Raw genomic sequence first — 20831 nt, 5'->3', positions numbered from 1 at the left:
CCGGCTAGACCTGATGCCAGTCGCCGTCGGGATGCTTGCGCAGCGTCACCTGCGCCGTTGTCGAACTGAGCGTCACGTCGCCGCTCGTCAGGGCGAGGTTGCCTGTGCCGTCCTTCAGGATGACGGCGCGCGCGTTGTCGGCGATCGCGACCATCAGCTCGTCGCCGATTGCGCCGTCCTCGATCGTGTCCAGGTCGTCGCTCGACGCATCGGCCTGCGTGTCGAGGCGGTGGAAACCGTAGCCCGCGGTGACCGACCCACCCTGGATCGTCAGCTCCGGGCCGTGGCCGTCCATGAGCCGCGTCAGATCGTGCAGCTCGGGCTCATTGTTCCACCAGCCGGAGCCGTCGGGATTGTAGACACGGCCTTTCCACGCGCCGTTGATCGTCGCGCTCGCCCCTTTCGAGATGACATTGGCGCTCAGACGTTCGACCAGAAGGCTTGACCGCTTTCCGAGGTAGAGGTTCGTGACGGAATTGGTGCCGCCGACGTCGATGAGCTCGTAGGTTCCGCGCACGCGACCGTCGATCCAGACCTCATGGGCGTCGCCGCTGACCTTGACCAGAGCGCCCCCTTTGCTCGCGCCGAGCTGGTGCTCGAGATCCACGTCGATGAACACGTTCCGGCAATCGTTCAACAGGAACACATCGGCGACGCCGCTGGTCGGCCGGGCCTCCGACCGGATATGCCCGGTCAGCTCGACATCCTCGGCCGTGACGGTGATCGAACCCTCGCCGTTGGTGTGAAGGTCCGCGAAATCGACGCGGACCTTACTGACGTTGTCGATCTGGAATGCGCCGCCGCCCCGGTTGTCGAGCGTCAGGCTCTCAAACACGATGTGCTCGCTCGGCCCCTCATTGCCGAGGCGGCGCTCCCATTCACCCTCGTAATCCGTGGTCGACGGGCTGTCGACCAGCGGGACCAGGTAGTCGCCGACGTTGAAGTTGATCCCGTCGACCGTCCCCGCGACCGAGCACGTCCAAAAGTCTCCGATCGAGCCGCTCGACGGGAACGTGACGCCGGATGCGTCCCAAGCCCCCTGGTCGTTCATATGCGTGCCGACGCCGTCGGTCGTGAACTTCGCCGGCACCATCGCGGGCAGGCGAGCGAAAGTTTCGCCGGTGTTGTACCACTCGCCCTCGTAGGTATCAGTGGCCGCATCATCCTTGAGGGCATAGACGATCTCGCCGGTCGAGAAGGTCTCACCGTCCACGGTGCCGCCTGTCGTGACCGTGTAATAGCGGTACTGGACGGACCCTGACGGGAACGCGCCCGTCGACGCGTCCCAATCCCCCGCGCTGCGCCCCTCGAATGACGGGAAGTTATCCCCGCGCGACACGAAGAGGTTGCGGTAGGACTTGAAATGGTAGCCCGGTCCCGCCTTGCCCGGGGTCGGTCGGAACGTATTGCCCCAGGCGAAGATGCCCCGGATCTGGAGGTCGGCGTCGAAGGCGATACCGGTATCAGGCTCTTTCCATGTCGAGGTGACGACGATGCCACAGCCATCGAAGATGTTGTTGACGATCTTGATCTGCGAATACTGGCGCTCGCGCGCGGCAAAATCGCCTGCGACGTTATAGGCCAGCTTGATGTCGACCGCAGCGATCAGGACGCGGAAATAGTTGCGCTCGAACGTCCAACCGTGGAAGCCCCCGGTGCCATCCGGGCCGTCGCGCTTGTCGTTGATGAATTCGTTGTCCTGCACGACACAATAGCGGGGACCGATGCCGAGCGTGGTGTTGGGCGTCGTCTTGATATAGTCTCCGAAAGCGGACGGGGCCGTGCCGCTGACGTTCAGGGCGGTGATCCCCATCTGGCCCCGGTTGCCGATGTAGCGACCGAAGTGTGCCTCGCCGACGACGTTTAGCAGGTACTTTTGCGGTCCGGCGTAGCAGTTGATGAACTTCCAGTGCGGGCTTTTCGTTATCTGGATCCCAGTGCCACCCTCGAAGTCGAACCGAACCTTGTCGACGGTGATCCCGACCGCGTTATCGTTGCAGTGGAACACCTCGCCCGCGTTGCCGCCTGCGATCAGCGCGGTCTCGTCCACGTCGACGTTATGATCGAGGCGCAGGCCGCCGACCAGAAACCCGGAAGGTGTCGTGAAGCGTGTCCCGAGATCTCGGGTCAGGCTGTTCGCCGTCGCGCTCTCGTCGCAGGCGTCCATCATCAACAGCCCGCGCGTCGCTTCCTCGCCGTGGCCGATGGTTTCGTAATTGTCCGCCAGCCAGGCCTTCATGCCCGTGGGGATCGTATAGCCGCTGCCCTGGATCCAGTAATCGCCGTTCTGGCGCAGGATGGAGGCGCCGGTCGGCCAGTGATCGAGAATGCGGGTCAGGGCCGTGGTGACGTCCGCATCCTCGGTCCAACCCAGTTGCGAGGTGTAGACCTCGCCCCGGCCGTTCGGGAGGGCGTAGAGTTTGACCGCACCTGCGGTGATGACGTGGTAGTCCGACGCGGCCGAGGTGGCGACCTGGTAACGATAGTCGCTGGCCGTGATGATGTCGCCCGAAGCGACGTCGAGCGTCTTTTCGTCGCCGGAATAGCCGAGGATCGTGTCGTCAGCGATCAGGGCCGCGACGGTGTCGAAATCCGCAAGGCCGGTGGTGGCAAGCGCCAGGCCCGCCGAGGTCGCAGCACTCGCCGCAGACGACGCCGCCGCATCGGCATCGTCCGAAGCCTCGCCGGCCTTCGTGGTGGCCGTGCCGGCGGCCGTGGAGGCCGTTGCAGCGGAAGCCGCCGCCGCGTCGGCGTCGTCCGAGGCCTCGCCTGCTTTCGTCGTAGCCGTGCCCGCCGAGGTCGCCGCGCTCGCGGCAGAGGCCGCCGCTGCATCGGCATCGTCCGACGCCTCGCCCGCCTTGGTGGTGGCGGTCGACGCCGCGCCCGTGGCCGTGGTCGCGGCGCCGGACGCCGTTGTGGCCGATCCTGCCGCCGCCGTCGCGCTGGCCCCGGCCTTTGCCGCATAGTGCTTGGCCGAGTATTCGCCATCGGCGACGACCGTATCCTCGTCCTCGTTGGCCCATTGCTTTGCGAGCAGGGCCGATGCGGCCGCGCCGGCATTCGTCGCCGGCAGCTGCGACGCGACCACGCCGAGCAGGTCGTCGAGGTCATAGGTCGTCGCTGCGGGCACCGAGATGTTACCCAGCGAGATCCGGCGCTCGTACTGGCCGCTGTTCATCGAGACGACGACATGGACCTCGTATTGGGTCGAGCGCCCGCCAAGCTCGTTCGGCCACAAGTCGATCGAGAAATCGCCGCTGCCGTCGACGTCGGCCGACACCGGCTCATGCACGATCGTCGCATCCTCGGTCTCGAACCCCGTGAGTGTGAACTCGATCCGGTCGATGGTTGTCAAAGCGGTATCGTCCGGCAGCACCAGCGTGCCGGAAATCGTGGCGGTCGAAATGGTCATGTTTTACTCCGGCAGGGCGACGGGGCCGTCCGTGGCGACAGTGATGGGCTCGGGGAAACGGCGCGCCTCCGACGCCTCGGCGAGGTGCGGCAGGGTGACGGGCACGATCAGCTCGCCCGTCGCGTCGCGGTGGATGTCGCCGCAGATCCACGGGCAGTCGATCAGGATGGTGACGTCGCCGTTGGGACCGAACAGGAAATCGCCGGTCTCGTCGCGGGCGTAGAGCGGCATCGTCCCGCCGGTCGGAATGTCCGACAGGTCGATCGCCGTCCCGTTCAGGATGATGGTCTCGCCCGATACCTCGATGGTCAGGTCGTCGTACCGCAGCTGCGGAAACAGGTCGATGCGCATCAGTACCACTCCCCCATCGCGCCAAGATAGATCGCGTCGCCGGTGCGCGACGTCCACGAATGCACGCCGAACCCCCATTGCGTCGACGCATTGACGACGCGGCCATTGGCCCAGGCGGTCGCCGTACTCCGGTTTTCGGCCCAGCCGACGTGGTTGCCAACGAAGGCGGCCGGCAGGTTCTTGGACAGGCCACCCGACCAGTATCCGTTTCCGATTGAGGTGTTCGCATCGGCGCTGGAATAGGTGGCCCAACAGATCTGCAGGTTGTTCTCGAACCGCCAAAGATCCCCTGTGGCCGAGGTTGAATATTCCGGCAGGCGGTGCACGAAGATGTCAGTGCCGTCGGTCCAGAACTCGGTCAGTTTGCCGCTGCGGATGTACCCGGACGGAAGCGCGGCGCCGGTGACCGTCTTGACCGCCGTGGCCGATCCGCCGTCGATCGCGAAGGTCGTCGCGCCGGTGTTCGCGGCCGTCGGGATGAAATAGCCCCGGTATCCTTCCGGGAAGCTGGCGAGGTCGAGCGCCGAGGTCAGCGTGATCGCATTCGCGGTGCCCCCCACATCGAACCGGATCGCGCTGCGATCTTCGGGCACCAGTGCGCGGTCCGACGCCCCGTCCCAGAACTTCGGAACGTAGACGCCCGATCCGACGTCTTTCGTCCAGATGCCGCCGGTCTGGATGTTCGCGGGCCGGGTGCCGCCCTCGCCCTGCGACATCAGGTGGTTGACCAGGCCGAGAATGTCGGCCTGCGCCGCCACGCCCGACAGGGGCGAGACCGCCGTCGTGTTGCCTGTGTATTGTGACACCTTGTGCGCTCCTATTGTTGCCCGTAGCCGATCGCCTGCCAGTCGAACGTCGCCGAGATGTCCGACCCGCCGCTGTCGACGAATTTCTGGTGAAAGCTCGATGCCGTGACGGCCGAGCGGATCGAGCGCGCCCCGGTCGGCAGGCCCTGACCGTCGACGACGATCGAGGGCACCGCACGGAACGGCGTCTGAAAGGTCACCGTGACCCCGCCCGAGGGCGCGCTGACATTTGCGCCCTTCTCGACACGATCCGGCATGTCGACGATGAAATCGCACTCCGACACGGCGACGAGCACCTGGGGATCCAGCGACTCGAACACCAGCCGGAACCGGAACGCCCGCGCCCGGTAATCCCCGACGACGATGTTGGACCAGTCCGACCAGGTCGGCGATACCGTCGGATCGTCATCGGTGGTCGAGACCTGGGCGGTCAGGCTCCATTCCCCATCGGCCGCGCCGAGAAGGTCGGGCGTCTGGGTGATGTCGTCGATCAGGAGGATGTCGAAATCGTCGTAATAGGCGAGCGCCTCGATCTCGGCCGAGATCTGCGCGGTGTCGACCGCACCGAGGTCGATCACGTCGTAGGCGGTGTATATCCCTGTGTTCGCGGTCCGGTAGGAGGTGAGGATGTTGTCCTCGAGCAGGATGTCATCGAGGGCGAGGATGTCGTTGTCGGCCGCGAAGATCAGGTCGCCCGACACGACCGCGAGGCCGGGGTCGAGGTCGCCGTCGAAATCCGGGGCGAGCGCCAGGGTCTCGATCGCGTTCGGCAGACTCGCGGCCGAAGTGACGACGACCGAACTTGCCGTCGCGCTTTCCTGCCCCGTGGCCGTGACCGCCTTGACCAGATAGGTGCCATTGCGGGCCGGTACGCTGGTGCGCGTGGCGCGCAGCACCGGGACCACAGGCACCGCGCTCGCCCAGGTCGCCCCGGTGGTCGCGGGCGTGTAGCGCACCTGGTAATACTCGACGTTGGTCTCGCCCGAGCGCCAGTTGAGGTGGATTTGCCCGGCGGCGACCTGCACCGCGAACCCGGCAACGGTGGCGGGCGGCGCGAAGAACGACGCGGTCGAGATCCCGACCGACTTGATCGGCCCCCAAGTGCCGTTCGGCAGCCGCGCCGAGATCTCGGCGGTGAAGGTGTCGGCGACGACCGCCTGCACCGGGAACTTGGCGATCCGGTCGGCGCCCGTCGACGTCCCGACCGCGGCGCCAGCGCCGTTCTCCAGCGTCACGCGCCACATGGTTTCCTGACCGTAGTCCAGCGCCTGCCAGCGCACGACGACCGACAGGACACCATTCGCATACTCGAATCCGCCGGTGATGCCGCGTGCCTCGTTGATCGACAGCACGCGCGGGTCGTAGGTCGGCAGCGGGCGGTTCAGATCGCCAAGCGGCACCTCGGTTGCCTCGGCCAGCGTGATCCGGGCTCGTTCACCGAAGTCCGGCGCGATGTCCTTGACCAGCCACTTCGCAGGCTCGGTCTCGGCCTCGTAGACCGTCGCGAGGTCGCCACGCGCGACAAGGTTCGCATCGAAGGCGCCACCATTCATCGCGACGCCGCTGCCCGCCGTGACGGTGAAGCCCCGGCCCGCCTTGATGGCGGTGACGTATTGCAACGCCCCGGCCGAGCCGCGCAGGACCACATGCGCCTCGTAGCCGTCCGGCACGCCCGGCAGAGTGTCGTCGAGCGTGAGCGTGGCGATGTCGTCGCCACTGAACGTGACGGCCGACACCCGACCCATGCCGACCTGGTTGCGCAGGACCGGCGTCGTGAAGATCACCGGGTCGCCGCGCGTGCAGACCAGGTGATCGAGCTCGGTCGTGAAACTGACCTGCGTGGTGCGCAGTTTCAGCTGCGCAAGGTGGTAATACCCCAGCCGCGCGATCCGCTCGATGCTTTCGTAGCGACCCAGCGCGAGGCCGGGGAACTCGATGGTCTCGACGATCGTCGCGTTCCCCGCCGAATAGCCGTTGCCGTAAACGATGATCTCGTCAGTATCCCACCCCGCCTTTTCCGAGGTGAACATCATCCGAAGCCCGTGCACCTCGGGCGAGGGTGTCCAGGTCGCCTGCATGTCGGCCGTGTTGCGCGGGCTAAAGATCTGCACCGCGGGCTCGGCCGAGCGGTCGGTGAGCACGCCCCATTTGCCTGCCTTGTGGATCGGCATGGCGAGACCGGTGGCAAGCACCTGACGGCACAGGTCGCCCAGCTGGATGTCGCTGGTCACGACCATGTCGCAGCGCCAGTCGGGCCAGGCAAGGCGCCAGGCGCGAATGCCGTCGAGGTCGATCTTGGCGTCGGCCACCGGACGCCGCCGAATATCCGAGCGCAGAAGGTGCACGAAGATGTCGGCGGGATGCCGGATCGGTGTGGGAGCGGTAAAGGCCGACCCGTTCCAGAACGGCGCCATCTGCCAGACGATCGCGTTCAAAGGATCGAGCGCGCCGTTGATCTGATCGGTCGCCTTGATCCTGAGCGTGACCTCGGCCACGCCCGACGGTGAGGGCAGGGTGCCAGGCTGGCGCGACTGCAGGGCCTCGAGATAGCTGTCGTCCTGCACCCGGACGTCGTCGTCATCCTCGGACAGCCGAATGACCGACACGTCCCATTCACCCGGCTCGGGAAAATTGATGTATTTGCCGAACCTCAGAACCGAGGTCGTCTCGCCCTTGTACCAGTGCTCCGACACCGTGACCCAATCGCCGCCCGACGCGGGTCGGTAGTAGATCCCGATCTGCCGATAGCGCGGCTGTTTGGCATTGTCGTCGTCGATCCCGACCAGGCCCGCGAAATAGAAACGGACGGTCGCGGCCGTGGTGTTCGCGGGCGTCGTGCGCGTCACTCGGACGTTGTGATCGAGCTTCGCGCTTTCGGGATCCTCGAAGATGTCCCGCGAGTAAAGCGTCATCGGATCGTCGTCGTCGAGCCAGTCGACATCCATGTTCGCCAGCGCCGGGATACGTGCCAGCGTCTCGGTCCGGTCGACGTTGCGGAACTGCAGCTGCACGTCCTTGAACTTGGCGATCTCGGTCGTGCCGATCTTCAGGTCGTCGATCAGCACCGGACCAACACCGAACGTCATGCGCTCGACCCGGTAGACCGTCTGATCGTCAAGCTCGGTATACCCCGTCGCCGTCTTGACCGCCGCCATACGGTGACGGCCCAGGACCATCGGCACCGGCGTGCCCATCGACGGATAAATGTTCTGCAGGCCCCGGATCGTCGGGTTCTCGCGGTCGGCGTTTCTGCTCGGATCCGCGTCGGCAGACAGGAACGACCGGGTCACAAGCAGGCCGACAACCGACACTGCGATCGCAGCACCAGCGACGATAATCGGCGCAACCGCGGCCGACACGCCCAGGTTTGTCAGAAGCGTCACACCAAAGCCGAAGGCTGTCACCGGATCGCCCACATGAGGCTGGACGATCACGGTCGTGCCTGGCGTCGGTCGAACCCTCTCGAAGTGTTCACTTTTGACATTCCAAGCGTGGCCATCCCTCAGCAATATGACCTGTGCGTGGCGAAGCTTCGTCACACACGACAGGATACCGCAGATCGTCAGACCGGCTGGCACAGATTGACGTTTGGCCGCACCCGCCAAGGGATGAGCGCGGACCAGCACATCAATGGACATACGCGTAAACACCTTCTAGCCGCCGACCCCACTTCGGGCCGAGGAATGATTCAATCACCGAGGCTGGGCGCGCGGCGTGCAACATACGACTGGCGTCGATTGCAACGCCGATGTGCCATCCCCGACCCCGCTGCATGAGGACGGCACATCCTTCTGTCGCGACATCCACCCGCTGCCACCCGCTTGCGTGCCGTGCGCGAACGCTCTCTTCTTCCGGTCCCTTGGGGACGAGGCCATAATCGAGCGAGAGGCCGAACTCGGCGTTCTGCACAGCCATGAACAGGCCGAGGCAATCGAACGCGTCCGGCCCCCGGCCGAGCACGGCATAGGGTTTGCCAAGCCACCGCTCGGACCAGTGCATCAGATCAGCCCTGGAAAGTCGCCGGTCGAGAACCGGAACGACGCGTTCGCGACCTCTTCCATGACCGGATAGACCACAAGCGCACCGGACACTGATCCATAGCGCAGGTCGGCCTGCCGGATCTCTGCCTCGAACGGCCCCGCCTGCACTGTGTCGGGATCCGACGCGAGCACGTAGCTGACCTCGATGTCGATCACGTCGTTGGTCGTTCTGAGCAGCACCGCGACATCGTGATCGACGTCGTTCAGGGTCCAACGCATCGCCGCGTTGCGATCCTCGGCCTGGTCCGGCATCGCCACCTGAAACCCGGCGGCGGTGTAGGTCTCGCCGTCATGCTCAAAGTCCGCAACGTCGTTCACCAGCCGCACAGGCGCAGCCCAATCGGCATGATCGAGCGTGACGAGAGTCAGGACGACCTCGGCGGTCTCAGCGTCGTTGATCGCGTCGAGCCAGGGCATCAGGGCAGCACCACAAGCGACAGGCCGACTCGGATCTTGCCACCCCCGACCGGCATCGGCTGATAGGGGGACCCATCGGATCTGAACACGGTCACCGTCCCCGTCATGGGGTGCGGAGCAGCAAACGACAAAGTGCCTTGTGAGAGGTCGTAGTTCCAGAAATTCTCAAAGTTCTCGAACTCAGCTGCGGTCAATGGGCGGGTGCGGCCGGACACCATGCGTTCGGCGGCCGTGGTCACCGCCCGCACTTTCGTGTTGCCGCTATCCGACACGAACGTGCGCCTGTTGCCGTCCGGGCCGTTCAGAGAAAGGCCTCTGAGTTGATCGATGAACGGCAAGTCCGAAGGCCATGATGGAATAGTCACGATCAGGCGCCCCGCCCGCGCGGCACGAGACCGTACCTGTTTCGGTTCGCGCGATCCAACGCGCCCGACTCGATGAATTGGGCAATCAGGGGACCAAGCTGAATGTCGATGCGATCCTGATCCTGCTGAACGGTGCCTCTGGGCACCTCGGCCCCGATGTGGATTTGAACAGTCGCGCCGCCGGACTTGGTGTGATCAACGACTGTTTCGTTGGGGTGGAGGATGGCAGGAAACCCGCCCAATCCATCGACACCGCCAGATCTGGGACCTGCGCCCGTGTGACCACCACCCGCAAAAGAAAGGAGGCCGCCACCACCCCCTGCGGCCACGCCACCGAAAAGACCACCGATCAGAGAGCCGCCAGTGCCGCCGAAGGCGAGACTCATCAACGCCTGGAAGCCCTTCGAGATGGCGAGCTTAAGAAGGTCGCGCATCGCAGAGCGGACAAAGTCGTTCACCGCAGCCTTCAGGTCGTCCAGGTTGTCGACGTTGTCCATGACGAGGACACCGAAATCTCCCAGAAAATCCCCGACTTCCTGAGTATAGTTTTTGAGCTCCTCTCCGCTCTTCAGGAACTGGTCCTGAGCCTTCTGCAGATAGGTGTTGAACTCGTCTTGTGTGATTTTTCCGGCGTTCAGGCTCTGAGTCAGGAGGTCAGTAGCTTCACGGTATTGTTGCATTCCCTTGTAAACGGGATCGAGTTGCCCGAGCAGCGTGTCGAGTGAACGAGTGAGTTTGTCGGCCTCGTCCCCAGCGCCACCGCTACTACCGCGGCTGCCGTCGGTATCGCGAAGAGCTGCGAGCGCAGCTTTCTCGGCGGCCGACATCACGGCCAGCTGGCGCGCGTTGTTAATGTATTGGCTGCGTTGGCCCCGAATACCCATCGCATTCTGCAAGCCGATGTCGATGCCCGAGGGAACGCGCGCGTCGAATCGAGCGCCAGCCAGAGCGCCGGCCTGATCAATCGGTTGCCCGACGGTATCAAGCTTGATCTTCTGAATCAGCAGGTCGTTGACCTGCTGATTTGCGAGCGCTTGAGCAGCCGAAAAGGCTCTGCCGAGCTGGTCGGCGAGCGAAGAGGCGACGGCGACGGACGGCTTCAGGGCGGGCGCGACACCGCTGGCAGCATCGGATAGGGCGTCCATGACAGCCCGAGCTTCCTCCGAATTGCGCATGAGCTTGATCATCTCGCTGACGACCGAACGCATTTCTGGCGGAAGGTCGCTGGCCGTGATGTTCATTTGCCGCATGTACTGCAGCACATTGGCAAAGGCATCTTCTTGCGCGCGCGCGCCGTCCGCGTTTCGCCAGGCCGACAAAAGGCCTTCGAACTTCCGGGCTTCTGCACCAGCCAGACCGAACTGATCAGTGATCCGGAGAAGGGTGTTTCGCAGTTCTCGGCCACCCGTAGAAGAGGTTTCAAACATCCGGATAGAGTCGCCGACCGCAAGGGTCAGGGCTTCGATGCCCGCCGTTGCCTCTGCCGTCGCGATTTCGGCCTGAACCTTCGCATATGCCCGAACCTTGTCAGCCGCTTCGCCGTACTTTTCTGCCAGATCCCCCGCCGACATCGACAAGATGTCCAGCGGATCGTTCAGCCTCGAGACGATCCCTTCGACGGACTTCAGCGCATTCTCTAGATCGTTTGCCTCTCCCTCGCTTCCGGATAAAGCCTCGATGAGGAATGGAAGTGCGATACCTGCAACAAGACCAATCGCGGTCCCTGCGGCGCCAAAAGCCAGACCCATATCCGGCAATTGAATAGCCAACGCTCTGACAAAGTCGCCGCCAGCCATTGCCTGCTGCCCGACTTGGCTTAGCTGCTGAGTCAGCATGCGCATAGACCCAGCAGCACCACCGGCGCTCTTGCCGAGCCGGGCGGTCGCAGAACCAGAATATACCAAGCTGCGTCCGTAGTTGTTGATTGTGGCACTTTTGGCGGCGGCAGTATTGATGCGCGTCAACTGGGTCTCGACACCCTTCAGGTAGTTCGACACACCCTTCATGGCCGGGCCGGTTTTATTGTCGGCTCGGACTGAGAATTTCAGATCTTGAAGCACGGCGAGGTCAATTGCCCTTGAGCGTGAGATATGTTGCGGTCACGGCGATCTGTTCTTCCGACATTTCCGCTGCGACCTCGTGCGGGTATTTGCCTAGGGCGACCGCGACCGCGAGAATGCTCTGCGCGGCCGGGTCGCCCATCAGACGTTTTTTACGTCGTCGGACGTCATCTTGGCTCGAGCACTGTCGGCCGCCTCGATGATGCGCCGGATCACCGAAAACTCGGCTTTGCCGGACAGAATTGCGCGCGTCTCTGCGGTGTCCTCGAACACACGCTTGCCATCCTTGTCGCAGGCTTTCCGGATGATGCTTGCGATCATCATTTCGCCGTCATCCTCGGCATCGATTCCTTTCCGGATCGACGCACGCTCCGCGGCCGTGAGCGGCGTAAAATAGAGCTTCGTGTTCCATTCCGGAACGTCAATCTCCGTTGCTGTCTGATCGGCATGGCGTTGCGAGATCGTCTGGAGAATGTCACTCATGCCGACACCGTCGCGACCGAAAGCGCGCCCTTGCCGGTGATCGAATAGGTGCGCTCGACCGGCGATTTATATTCGTGGTTCACGCCATGGCTGATCACCGTAGCCGTTCCGGAAAGATAGGTTTTCCCGGTTGCGTCCCCCTCGGTGTAGCCTTGGAAGGCAATCTCGTCGCCAGCGCGCAGGTCCTGGCCGTCGGCCGAATGGTCAAGGCGCATCGTGATCGATCCTGACCACTTCTTGAGGGTCGTGTCGTGATCCTCCCAAGTGTCGCCTGCGGCGGTGATGTCCTCGACGCCGATTTCTTCCGTGATGTCGAACGAAACCAGACCTGCAATGTCGGTGCCGTCGACTTTCACCGTGCCGTTCTTGCCGGTGTGTCGTGCCATATCGGTTCTCCTTGGATGGCGATGATGTCAGGATTGAGCGCCTTCGTCCGCGTAGCGGGTGATGGCAAAATGGATTTCGAGAGTGCCGATCCGCTTCTTGGAGCCGCCTTCGACTTGGGTCAGCACCCGCGTGACCTGGTAGAACGGTAGCTCGGTCGGCCAGCTGTCAAGGACGTCGATCACGACCGCCTCGATCGTCTCGGAATAGCCGTCGAGCGTGTCCTCGATTTCGTCGCCCCCTGCACATTTCAGAACAACGGCGAGCTCGACATTGCGACTCGCGTTGTCCCCTGTGTCCATCTCGACCCGTTCGTCGCGCGTGACCACGGTGAATGCAGGCAGGTCTTCGTCGTTTTTGGGTAAGGCCCATGCCCGGCAGGCTGCAACGCCGGACAGGTCGGCATGGGCCGAGAGGGCGGTCCGGACCGCGTCGCGGTATGCCTTGCGGGGATGCGTCACGTCTCGGACTTCGCCTTGGCTTTGTCCGGCTGATCTTCAGCGCGGCCGAACTGGATCAGATCGCGGCGCTCCTGTTCGGTCGCCTCGAACGCGGCGCCGCGCTCAACTTTGCCCCGTGTCGCTGTTGCAGACAGGGTCATGAGCGCAATCATCGGGTATTTCTTCATGGGTCGATTTCCTCGAGTTCATAGATGGTGAAGCCGTCATCGGCAGGCGAGCCGGACGGCAGGCCATTGACCACCTGGTACGTGCGGCCGTTGCCGGGCTCGACGACAGTGCCGCTCGCAAGCGAAGCCTCGACGTCGCGTGGTACACTCAAGACGGGCAGGACCGTGACGATCTCCCGGCCGTCGCCATCCGGAACCGTCACAGGGTTTTCCCGGAACACCGCCTGGATCGCGCGCGCAGCCTCGCCGTCCGGTGTGATCGTGACGGACGCGCCGAACACTCCGTTCAGCACGCCCGACATGCCGGCGAAGATCGACACTACCGAGCGGCGCCGTCGAGCAGCACCGTCCCCGTAGCCGACGGGTTCGCCGCCACAGCCATCGCGACACCGACCAACGTGTTGCCCGAGGCCGAGGTGGTGAACACCTTGTTGGTGTCATCCCAATAGAGCTTGGCGCCGACGGTCCAGGCCTGAGCCGAGGTCTTGGCATGGGTGAATACACCCGAGCGCATCAGGGCGACGGTTGCGCCACTCTCGGCATCGGCCTGCGCGATCCCGAAGATCGAGCCGACGAGGGCACCGCCTCCCGAGCTGACAGCATAGGGCGCGGGCACTTCCACCACGGCGCCGTTCTGAACGAAGTTCTGCATTGTTATGATCCTTTGATCGAAGTCGAAAACGATTGAGGGCGACCACTTGAGCCGCCCTCAGGTTGGAAAGGTCTCGGACGCCTTAGGAGCCGGCGTTCTTGTAAAGACCCTCCCAGGCGAGGGCCTTGGCGGCCGCGTCGAGGCGCACCTTGAACTCGGTGCCATCGACCGTCCAACCGTCCTGCTGATCGAGGAAGGGCAGCGCGATGCCGTCGAGGTAGCTGACCTCGATCGTGTCGAACCGGCTCGGATCGGCGGCGAGGAACCATGCGTCGCCAGAGATCCGGGCATCGAAGATCGGCTTGGCCGCGTCGCGCACCGTGTTGTAGGCGCGCGGCATCTTCGCGGTGCCAACCTTGTCGGTGTCATCCGGCGCATACTCGCTGTTGAGCGCCTGCAGCACCGCCGAGCGATTGTTGGGCCCGGCGATCAGGAAGGCCGCCGGGATGTTCAGCGCGGTCGCGTTGCCTCCCCGGTCCTTCTGGGTGGCCATTGCGGTGATGCCCGCATTGATCGTGGCCTCGCCGGGCAGACCTGCCGACCCAGCAAGGTTCGCATGGTCAGCATGGAAGAGGGCGGTGCCATCCGACATGTCCGGGTTGCCGGTCAAGATCGCAAAGACCAGATCGCCGACGGTGCGGCGTGCCGCGCGGCCCATCTTCATCGGAATCCGGCTGAAGGCGTCGAGATCGTCGTTGATGATGGTCTGGCGGGTGAGGGCGAAGAGGCGGCCGTAGGTCGCGAGCACGACGCTCTCACCGTGATCGCCGATCGTGCCATGCTTGAACTCGGCACCTTCCGGCACCTCGGTCAGCGACGGGAAGGCATCGAGGCCGACGCGCTTGGTCGGCTTGAAGTCGCCCAGCGTCCCGGTCGAGGTGAACTGTTCGAAGGTCTCCTCGGTCTCTTCGAACCCCTTCAACATCGACTTGTTGGCGACATCGGCGAGGATGTTGCCGAAGTCGCTCGTGGAGTGCATGCCGCCCGACGCACCCGCGGGCGAGAAGGCCGCACCGGCAAGTGCCATTGCACCGCCCTGAACACTGATGCCGCGTGCCGTGAGCGAGGCCCGGGCCATCTCACGCAGCTGCATCCCGGTGAACTCGTTGCGCTCGCCACCATCGAGCCCAACACGGGCGTAGAGCGCCTTGGTGATGCCTTCCGTGGTCCGGTCGACGACGTCGCCCGTCACCTTGGCCGTCGGCGTGACACCATTGATGTCGCCGCCATCCTGAGCTTTGGCCGCTTTCTCGTCGAGGATCTTGTCGTATGCGGCCTCAAGGCTCACACCGTCCGAGATCAGTTTCTGTCCGAAGCTCGACGGGAGCCCCGCCTGAGCGACCTTCGCGGTGATCTTCGAGGCACGTTCGCGTTCCGCTTGTACGGCCTCTTCAGCGGACGGCACGGGCGCCGTCGCGGTCTTTGCCTTCTGCTCTTCAGCGTCCGGCTTGGTGACATCTTTCGTCATGTCAGTCTCCTTGGATGAAGGGGCCTCCGCCCCGGTTTCGCAGCCGGGGCTGCAATCTTCGGCGAGGACCGTTTCGAGGTCCTGCAGCTGAATGGTTTCGCCCTGAAGCGTCACGGGCCCGCCCAGGTCGTCGATGTGCTCCTCGATCCAGGTCGTGAGGGCCGCGACGTCGGTGATGGAACTGGCAACGAGAGAGACACCCGTTGCGACACGCCCCGCCGCCATCGCGGCCGCGGCGGCAGGTCCCGCGCTCACCGCACCGGGTTTGGCCGGCGGGTTGAGCTCTTCGACCAACGCCTCGAATGCAGCGCGCGCCTCGATCACCTCGTCCGCCAGCCCGTACCTCACGGCATCCAGCCCGGTGAAGACGCCGGCCTCGAGCTTCATCGCGCCTTGCGCGGTGATCTTGCCGCGACGGCCTTGCTCGACCGCTTCAGCGAATGCGAGCCACATCGCGTCGTTCTCCTGCTGGATCCGATCGCGCACTTCGCCTTTGAGATGCTGGTACGGGTTGCCGTCGACTTTATGCTTGCCCGAATGGATCAGCGTCACGTTCACACCGGCATTTTCGAGCTGCGTCTGATAGTCGGCATGGATCACCACCACGCCAATCGACCCAGCCTTCCCGAACGGCGGGATCGTCACGCGATCCGCTTGTGATGCGAGCGCATAGCCGGCCGACAGCGCGTATTCCGCGAGGAAGGCGTAGACCGGCTTTTTCTCCCGGGCCGCGCGAATGTCGGCCATCAGTTCGAAGATGCCAGCCGCTTCACCTCCGAAACTGTCGATTTCCATGGCGATCGCGCGGACGGTCTCGTCTTCGGCCGCCGCGCGGATCTGCGCACTCAGCCCTTCGTAGCTGGTCATGCCCGAGCTTTCGCCGACGAAAGACCCACGCCGAACGAGCGTGCCCGTCACCGGAATGACCGCAACCCCCTGCACGTTGAGATAGGCCGCGTGTTTCTTGACCCCGCGATAGAGGCTTCCCCCGATCATCGAGGCGGCCTCCGGACGCGCCTCCCAGCGGTCGGCGGACGGCTGAACACCGTGCAAGTCGAGAGCGACGTCGCCCATCCCGAGGAACCGGGGGCCAAGAGCCTGAATGATCACGGCAGCTTTCTCTGGGTCGATCATGAGCGGAGTGTTGAACACCTTCGCGGCGATCTGTGCGGTCGGGGCCATGTCAGGTTCCTTTCGTGTCAGTGGCAGCGGGTGCAGGGTCGTGTTTGTCTGTGCTGTAGCCGACGCTCGCAGCCTTGGCGGCAGCGCGTTCTTCGGCGATCTCGGCCTCGACCTTCAGGGGATCCTTGCCCCGCTCGCGCAGCTTGCTGCGGCGGCTCGCCAGGCCCGCCTCGATCTCTGCCTTGTCGGCATTCGCATCCTTCGACGGATCCACCACCGGGCGAGCCGGCGGGGTCCAGCGGATCTCGTAACTGTCCGGATCCAGGTCGGCGACATCTTGCACGGCCTCTTCGATCCAAGCCGCGAACCGGTCACAGACTTGCGCGATCATCAGGTTCTGCTGCCAGTCCCGGATGTTCGGGTCCGTCGCCATCCGCCCCGCCCGATGCGAGGTGTAGTTGGACTGGCTCGTGTCCCCGGTGAACTGGTCATAGGTGAGCCCCAGCGCCGAGGCGATCGTGCGTTCGGTCACGCGCATGAACGGCTCGTAACCTTCGACGGTCGGCGGATCTGTGAAGTCGATCTCATCCTCGTCGCCGATGTTCAGAACCGAACCGGGCGCCAGCTCGCCAAGGTCGGTCGGTGTCTCCGAAGTCTTCCAGATGGCGGCGAACATGGCCGCGACTTCCTGTCGCTTCACCTGTCCGTCCTGGTACTTCTGAAGCTCGTGCAGGAGCGTCACCACCGGAGCGAACCAACTCACACCGCGCTGCTGCCCCGGCCGCAAGGGATCGAACGCATGGATGATGTTCTCTGCGAGGATTCGTTTCGTGGGCGGCATGGCCCCCCAGCGGCTGCCGGGATGCTCCGCGAAGATATGGTATGCCACGCGGCGACCGATCGCGTCGAACTCAATGCCTAGGATGGCCGTGTTCCCGTTCGCGAGCTTTCCGTCGATCTGCTCGTTCAGGAAATCGGCTTCCAGGACCTGCACCTGAAAGTTCAGCGGAAAGCCGTCCGATGTCCGGCGGAAACGGCGACGAAACAGAACCTCACCATCCGTGACGATCGTACCAAACCCGAGCGCCTGCTGGCCCAGCATCGTAAGGCGGCCATCGACATCCCAGTTGCGGGTCAGGCAGTGTCTTCGGATGAGCCGGTCGACCTCGTCGCGCGCCGCCGTATCGTCGTCTTCAGTATGGACAGACGGCAAGATGCCTGCGCCGACTACGTGGTTGATCAGCTGACGCCGGCCCCGCACGGCGCGAGGATTATTGCGGAGCATGTCGCGGGACATCCAGCTCAGGCGCGAGCGGTCGGCGCGCCCTGCTTCGATGGCGTCGGTCCGGTTGAACCGGAAATCCGAGGCGCGCGTTGTGCGGCCGGCCCCGTCATAGTGTCCGGACATCGAGGTCAGGGCACGGCGCTGCGATAGGGCCATCTCTCGTTGGAAGGCGAGACGGGGCGCGAAGGCAGCGATGATGTCGTTCACGCGGCTCGCGAGGGGCGGTTTTGCCGGGGCTTTCCTGCTCATCGCCAGCCACTCTTCGTTGTCGGCACCTGAATCCGTGTCGTGGCGGAGAGGCCAAGGTCCTCCATGATCTTGCGTTCGATGCGCTGCATCTCGGACAGACTGCGGAACTCGACGCGCTCGCCGTTCATCTGGACGCTGCGCGCACCCTTCGAGATCGCCGACCGAATGGCGGCGAGGTCTGTTTCGGTATAGTCGGCCATGAAGGCTCCCTGTCAGAATAGTCGGCGCGGCACGCGCCGCGTCGGCAGCGCATGCGGTTCGGCGGTGCCCGGTTCGGTTGCCTCAGCCGGGACGGCGTGACGGTTCTGCTCGCCACCGATCGCCCAGTCGGGCGGCGTGTCGAAGTTGATCTTCTTCAGGCCCAGCTGCTCGGCGACGACTCGCGCCATGACCGAGAGGTCGAAACCTTCGTTGCGGACGACGCCCGGTTTCTTTTCCCAGACGTTCTTCGCGTTCCGGAACTCAGACACGAACTCTTCGATCCTGTCGTCGGTCATCCAGCGAGGGATGATCAGCCCGCCGGCGGCCGAACTCCCGCGGCTCAGCATCGCGAACACCGACTCTTTCACCCGGTCGGTCGCGAAGTTCAGGATCTTGATCGAGCGACCCTTGCCTCCCCCAGACTTGCGCTCGGGGGTCGCCAGCCAGAGACGCGAGGCCTGCTTGCCACCATTGCCCCTCGTCACGAACCAGCGCCGGCCGTAGCCCTCTTTCTTGCGGGCCTTCCAGAAGGCCTCGGCATTGTCGGAGACCCCGGGCTGCCCCTGAAAGTCCACGTTGAGCCCAGCGGCGCGCAGGCCGTAATGGGCGCCGTCGACCGGCCAGACCCGCGTGCTGAGCGCGTCGAGCACCGCCCAGTCCTCGATGTATTTGCCGGGGTCGAGCGTTCGGCCGTTTCCATCTTCGTCACGCTCCGCATTCGGCGCATCCGCCGGCGGTTGGGTGATGTCGAAGCGGTCCACCACTTGGGCGCAAAACCCGTCACCCCAGGCGGTGACCTGAACCGCGAAATATGTGCCCTGCACGTCGATCGAGACGGTGATGAACCGTGTCCACGCCGGGGCGATCCCGCGCGCAAGGTCGTGACCCTCGTCGCGCAGGAAGGCGACGCCGATCTCTTCGGTGTCGCCCTGCCTCGGGCAGAACGGAACACCGATCTCCGTGTAATGGACCGTCGCCAGGTCGGTATGATCGTCCAGCTGCTCGGCCCGCCGCCGAGCTTCCTCGTAGTTGGCGACCAGATCACGCCAGCTGGCAAAGGTCGCGGCCGCGCCATTGAGCGCGTAGCTCACGACGTCCGTCTTGCGGATCCCGGTGTCGCCAAGCGCGACCACCGTGCCGTCCGGTCCCTCATGGCGCCAGCCGCCGCGCCCCGCGAGTGCAGCACGGTTCAAGGTCATCTTGTGACGATGCGCGATCAGGCTCCCGCAATGAGGGCATTCCATCTCGGCGTGGTCGCCGGCGTCGCCGGGATCCAGTGCATCGTCATAGTGCAGTCGATCAAACCGAGGCTCGAACTCGCCAGCGCAATCGGGACATTCCCAGTGCCAACGGGCCCGCGTGCCCTGATTGTAGAGCGGCACGATCCCGCCACCGACGGGCGGCATCTCGTGCGGCGCCGTTGGCGATGGTCGCCAGCTCGGGTCTATCACCTGATAGGCAGGGCTGCTCTCGACCAGGACGAGGCCCCGGCTCAGGTAGGATTTCACCCGCTGCAGCCCCATCCGGTAAGGTGTTCCTTCGGGATTGTCCTTGCCGCCGAGCACGGCCGGATGGTGATCATAGTCGGTGAAGAGGACCATCTTGTAGGTCCCGCCCGAAAGCATCGTCGGCGTTGGGTATCCGATTGTGAGCCGCATACCCCGGAAACGCTTCCGGCTGAATGTGTCGTCGTCACGGGCACGCCCCAGCCGGTCCCTGATCACCGGGCTGTTCTGGATCAGCGGGTTCAGCTTCTCCTCAACCCACTTGTCGCGGTCGCTCTTCGACATGTGCACGATCAGGATCGGGTTGGGATCGCAGATCGGCGCATGCAGAGCCGTGGTCTGCAACATCATCGTCTTGCCGGACTGCGACGGGCCGACGAACACGACCGTCTTGAACCGGCGCGACTGCGTGATGTCGCTTGGCTCGACCATGTAGGGCGTCACGCTCCTGTCGTAGCTTTGCCAAGCCCCTTGCGCCTGTACCCGGATGTAGCGCTCGGCCGCATCCGTGACCGTGATCCGGCTCGGTGGATCCATGATCGGCAGCGCGTCGGACAAGATTTCTTCCGGGGTCCTGAGTGGCGGCAGTGGCGCGAAGGCGCCTAGGCTGCCGATCGCCGCATCGGTCATTTGCACCATCAGACGCCCATCTCTCCCTGGTCGCCGACGATTGCGCCCACGACGCCGGCCCGCCGCCCGTCGATCAGTTCTTGGAACTTGACCCGTGACTGGATCAGGACCTCGTCGGCTCGGCGCTGGATCTTTTCGACCTCAGCGGGATCGAGACCGAACTCCATCTCGCAGAAATCGGCGAGCGTGGTTGCCGATTTCTTGAACTCGTCGATCATCAGCTCGAAGAGTTCTTCGACACGAGAGGCGCGCACCAACTCGCCGCGCAACTCTGCAGCCCGGTTTCGGGCATAGTCGGCATCCGCCTCGTCCTTCACCTGCCGCGCCGTCAGGAAGGACTCGGGGTCGGTCCCGTCATCTGCATTGCGAAACAGAAGCGCCAGCTGGGCCGCAGAACGGCTCGCCTCGTCTTTTGCCAACTGCTCGGCATCGTTACGCGCCATGCGCCAGGCGTAGCAGTCGGCGAGCCGAAACTTGTATTCGCGACCGTTCCCGCCCACCTCGAGCACCGGCAGTGGATTCTCGAGATCTTGCAGCCACTTCGTGATGGTCGGTTCGCTCACATCCATCGCCTGGGCGAGCTGGTAGCGATTGACCGGCGTATCCTTGATGTGGTCCGGCAACGGGAACTTCGCCCGCAGCTCGGCCAGATCCTTCTCGGTCATCCTTGCCTCTTGCCTGTCTCACTGCTGCCGACCTCACCGGGACAACAACAACAACCTCAAAACGAACCTCCCGAAACCTAATCCCACCCAATTCCAACGGGGCGCGAA

Annotated in this window: 20 protein-coding genes; all 20 read right to left on the bottom strand. The window is 64.2% G+C overall.

What is annotated here, in order from left to right; all coding sequences use genetic code 11:
• Positions 1–4: 4 nt before the first annotated feature.
• On the bottom strand, positions 5–3412 hold the full coding sequence (locus HOY44_RS07510; protein WP_287434004.1) for a hypothetical protein: 3408 nt from the start codon (positions 3410–3412) through the stop codon (positions 5–7).
• A gap of 3 nt (positions 3413–3415) precedes the next feature.
• Positions 3416–3763 carry a hypothetical protein gene (locus tag HOY44_RS07505; protein WP_008333574.1) on the bottom strand — a complete coding sequence of 116 codons (348 nt, stop codon included), beginning with the start codon at positions 3761–3763 and terminating at the stop codon, positions 3416–3418.
• On the bottom strand, positions 3763–4569 hold the full coding sequence (locus HOY44_RS07500) for a hypothetical protein (protein ID WP_008333575.1): 807 nt from the start codon (positions 4567–4569) through the stop codon (positions 3763–3765). Before HOY44_RS07500 ends, HOY44_RS07505 begins: the two co-directional genes overlap by 1 nt.
• A gap of 11 nt (positions 4570–4580) precedes the next feature.
• Positions 4581–8003 (bottom strand): TipJ family phage tail tip protein, encoded by a 3423-nt coding sequence (gene gpJ / locus HOY44_RS07495; protein WP_287434002.1) that lies wholly within the window; start codon positions 8001–8003, stop codon positions 4581–4583.
• A 193-nt stretch (positions 8004–8196) separates the two neighbouring features.
• Positions 8197–8568 (bottom strand): NlpC/P60 family protein, encoded by a 372-nt coding sequence (locus HOY44_RS07490; RefSeq protein ID WP_287434001.1) that lies wholly within the window; start codon positions 8566–8568, stop codon positions 8197–8199.
• Positions 8568–9026 carry a DUF1833 family protein gene (locus HOY44_RS07485; protein WP_008333585.1) on the bottom strand — a complete coding sequence of 153 codons (459 nt, stop codon included), beginning with the start codon at positions 9024–9026 and terminating at the stop codon, positions 8568–8570. Before HOY44_RS07485 ends, HOY44_RS07490 begins: the two co-directional genes overlap by 1 nt.
• Positions 9026–9364, bottom strand: a complete 339-nt coding sequence (locus HOY44_RS07480) for a hypothetical protein (RefSeq protein ID WP_287434000.1) — start codon at positions 9362–9364, stop codon at positions 9026–9028. Before HOY44_RS07480 ends, HOY44_RS07485 begins: the two co-directional genes overlap by 1 nt.
• A gap of 29 nt (positions 9365–9393) precedes the next feature.
• Entirely contained in the window at positions 9394–11451 is a 2058-nt protein-coding gene (locus tag HOY44_RS07475) for a hypothetical protein (RefSeq protein ID WP_287433998.1), read from the bottom strand.
• A 7-nt stretch (positions 11452–11458) separates the two neighbouring features.
• The gene (locus tag HOY44_RS07470; RefSeq protein WP_008333591.1) at positions 11459–11593 is read right to left on the bottom strand and encodes a hypothetical protein; all 135 of its coding nucleotides are present in this window, start codon (positions 11591–11593) and stop codon (positions 11459–11461) included.
• Complete coding sequence (locus tag HOY44_RS07465; protein ID WP_008333593.1) at positions 11593–11934, bottom strand: hypothetical protein; 342 nt, start codon at positions 11932–11934, stop codon at positions 11593–11595. The genes HOY44_RS07470 and HOY44_RS07465 overlap by 1 nt, the downstream gene beginning before the upstream one ends.
• Positions 11931–12320, bottom strand: coding sequence for a hypothetical protein (locus HOY44_RS07460; RefSeq protein ID WP_287433995.1), 390 nt, complete (start codon positions 12318–12320; stop codon positions 11931–11933). The genes HOY44_RS07465 and HOY44_RS07460 overlap by 4 nt, the downstream gene beginning before the upstream one ends.
• Positions 12321–12347: 27 nt before the next feature.
• Positions 12348–12779, bottom strand: coding sequence for a hypothetical protein (locus HOY44_RS07455; RefSeq protein ID WP_287433994.1), 432 nt, complete (start codon positions 12777–12779; stop codon positions 12348–12350).
• The gene (locus tag HOY44_RS07450; RefSeq protein ID WP_287433993.1) at positions 12776–12946 is read right to left on the bottom strand and encodes a hypothetical protein; all 171 of its coding nucleotides are present in this window, start codon (positions 12944–12946) and stop codon (positions 12776–12778) included. The genes HOY44_RS07455 and HOY44_RS07450 overlap by 4 nt, the downstream gene beginning before the upstream one ends.
• Positions 12943–13266 carry a head-tail joining protein gene (locus HOY44_RS07445; RefSeq protein WP_287433991.1) on the bottom strand — a complete coding sequence of 108 codons (324 nt, stop codon included), beginning with the start codon at positions 13264–13266 and terminating at the stop codon, positions 12943–12945. The genes HOY44_RS07450 and HOY44_RS07445 overlap by 4 nt, the downstream gene beginning before the upstream one ends.
• A complete protein-coding gene (locus HOY44_RS07440; RefSeq protein ID WP_287433989.1) occupies positions 13266–13598 on the bottom strand; it encodes a DUF2190 family protein in 333 nt (110 codons plus the stop codon). The genes HOY44_RS07445 and HOY44_RS07440 overlap by 1 nt, the downstream gene beginning before the upstream one ends.
• An 82-nt stretch (positions 13599–13680) precedes the next feature.
• Positions 13681–16248, bottom strand: coding sequence for a S49 family peptidase (locus HOY44_RS07435; protein WP_287433988.1), 2568 nt, complete (start codon positions 16246–16248; stop codon positions 13681–13683).
• A 1-nt stretch (position 16249) separates the two neighbouring features.
• A complete protein-coding gene (locus HOY44_RS07430; RefSeq protein WP_287433987.1) occupies positions 16250–17680 on the bottom strand; it encodes a phage portal protein in 1431 nt (476 codons plus the stop codon).
• A gap of 38 nt (positions 17681–17718) precedes the next feature.
• The gene (locus tag HOY44_RS07425) at positions 17719–17922 is read right to left on the bottom strand and encodes a phage head-tail joining protein (protein WP_008333603.1); all 204 of its coding nucleotides are present in this window, start codon (positions 17920–17922) and stop codon (positions 17719–17721) included.
• A gap of 12 nt (positions 17923–17934) precedes the next feature.
• Positions 17935–20067, bottom strand: coding sequence for a terminase gpA endonuclease subunit (locus HOY44_RS07420; RefSeq protein ID WP_287433985.1), 2133 nt, complete (start codon positions 20065–20067; stop codon positions 17935–17937).
• Entirely contained in the window at positions 20067–20723 is a 657-nt protein-coding gene (locus tag HOY44_RS07415) for a DUF1441 family protein (protein WP_287433983.1), read from the bottom strand. The genes HOY44_RS07420 and HOY44_RS07415 overlap by 1 nt, the downstream gene beginning before the upstream one ends.
• Positions 20724–20831 lie beyond the last annotated feature (108 nt).

Source organism: Maritimibacter sp., from assembly GCF_016774595.1.
Lineage (GTDB): Bacteria > Pseudomonadota > Alphaproteobacteria > Rhodobacterales > Rhodobacteraceae > Maritimibacter > Maritimibacter alkaliphilus.
Note: the sequence above shows the minus strand (reverse complement) of the source record. Positions and strands in the feature narration are given on the sequence as shown.

Coding starts and splice junctions, on each gene's coding strand:
- HOY44_RS07440 (WP_287433989.1), bottom strand. CDS start 13,598: ATGCAGAACTTCGTTCAGAACGGCGCCGTGGTGGAAGTGCCCGCGCCC.
- HOY44_RS07485 (WP_008333585.1), bottom strand. CDS start 9,026: ATGCCCTGGCTCGACGCGATCAACGACGCTGAGACCGCCGAGGTCGTC.
- HOY44_RS07465 (WP_008333593.1), bottom strand. CDS start 11,934: ATGAGTGACATTCTCCAGACGATCTCGCAACGCCATGCCGATCAGACA.
- HOY44_RS07450 (WP_287433993.1), bottom strand. CDS start 12,946: ATGAAGAAATACCCGATGATTGCGCTCATGACCCTGTCTGCAACAGCG.
- HOY44_RS07460 (WP_287433995.1), bottom strand. CDS start 12,320: ATGGCACGACACACCGGCAAGAACGGCACGGTGAAAGTCGACGGCACC.
- HOY44_RS07505 (WP_008333574.1), bottom strand. CDS start 3,763: ATGCGCATCGACCTGTTTCCGCAGCTGCGGTACGACGACCTGACCATC.
- HOY44_RS07435 (WP_287433988.1), bottom strand. CDS start 16,248: ATGGCCCCGACCGCACAGATCGCCGCGAAGGTGTTCAACACTCCGCTC.
- HOY44_RS07490 (WP_287434001.1), bottom strand. CDS start 8,568: ATGCACTGGTCCGAGCGGTGGCTTGGCAAACCCTATGCCGTGCTCGGC.
- HOY44_RS07420 (WP_287433985.1), bottom strand. CDS start 20,067: ATGGTGCAAATGACCGATGCGGCGATCGGCAGCCTAGGCGCCTTCGCG.
- HOY44_RS07470 (WP_008333591.1), bottom strand. CDS start 11,593: ATGGGCGACCCGGCCGCGCAGAGCATTCTCGCGGTCGCGGTCGCCCTA.
- HOY44_RS07415 (WP_287433983.1), bottom strand. CDS start 20,723: ATGACCGAGAAGGATCTGGCCGAGCTGCGGGCGAAGTTCCCGTTGCCG.
- HOY44_RS07425 (WP_008333603.1), bottom strand. CDS start 17,922: ATGGCCGACTATACCGAAACAGACCTCGCCGCCATTCGGTCGGCGATC.
- HOY44_RS07510 (WP_287434004.1), bottom strand. CDS start 3,412: ATGACCATTTCGACCGCCACGATTTCCGGCACGCTGGTGCTGCCGGAC.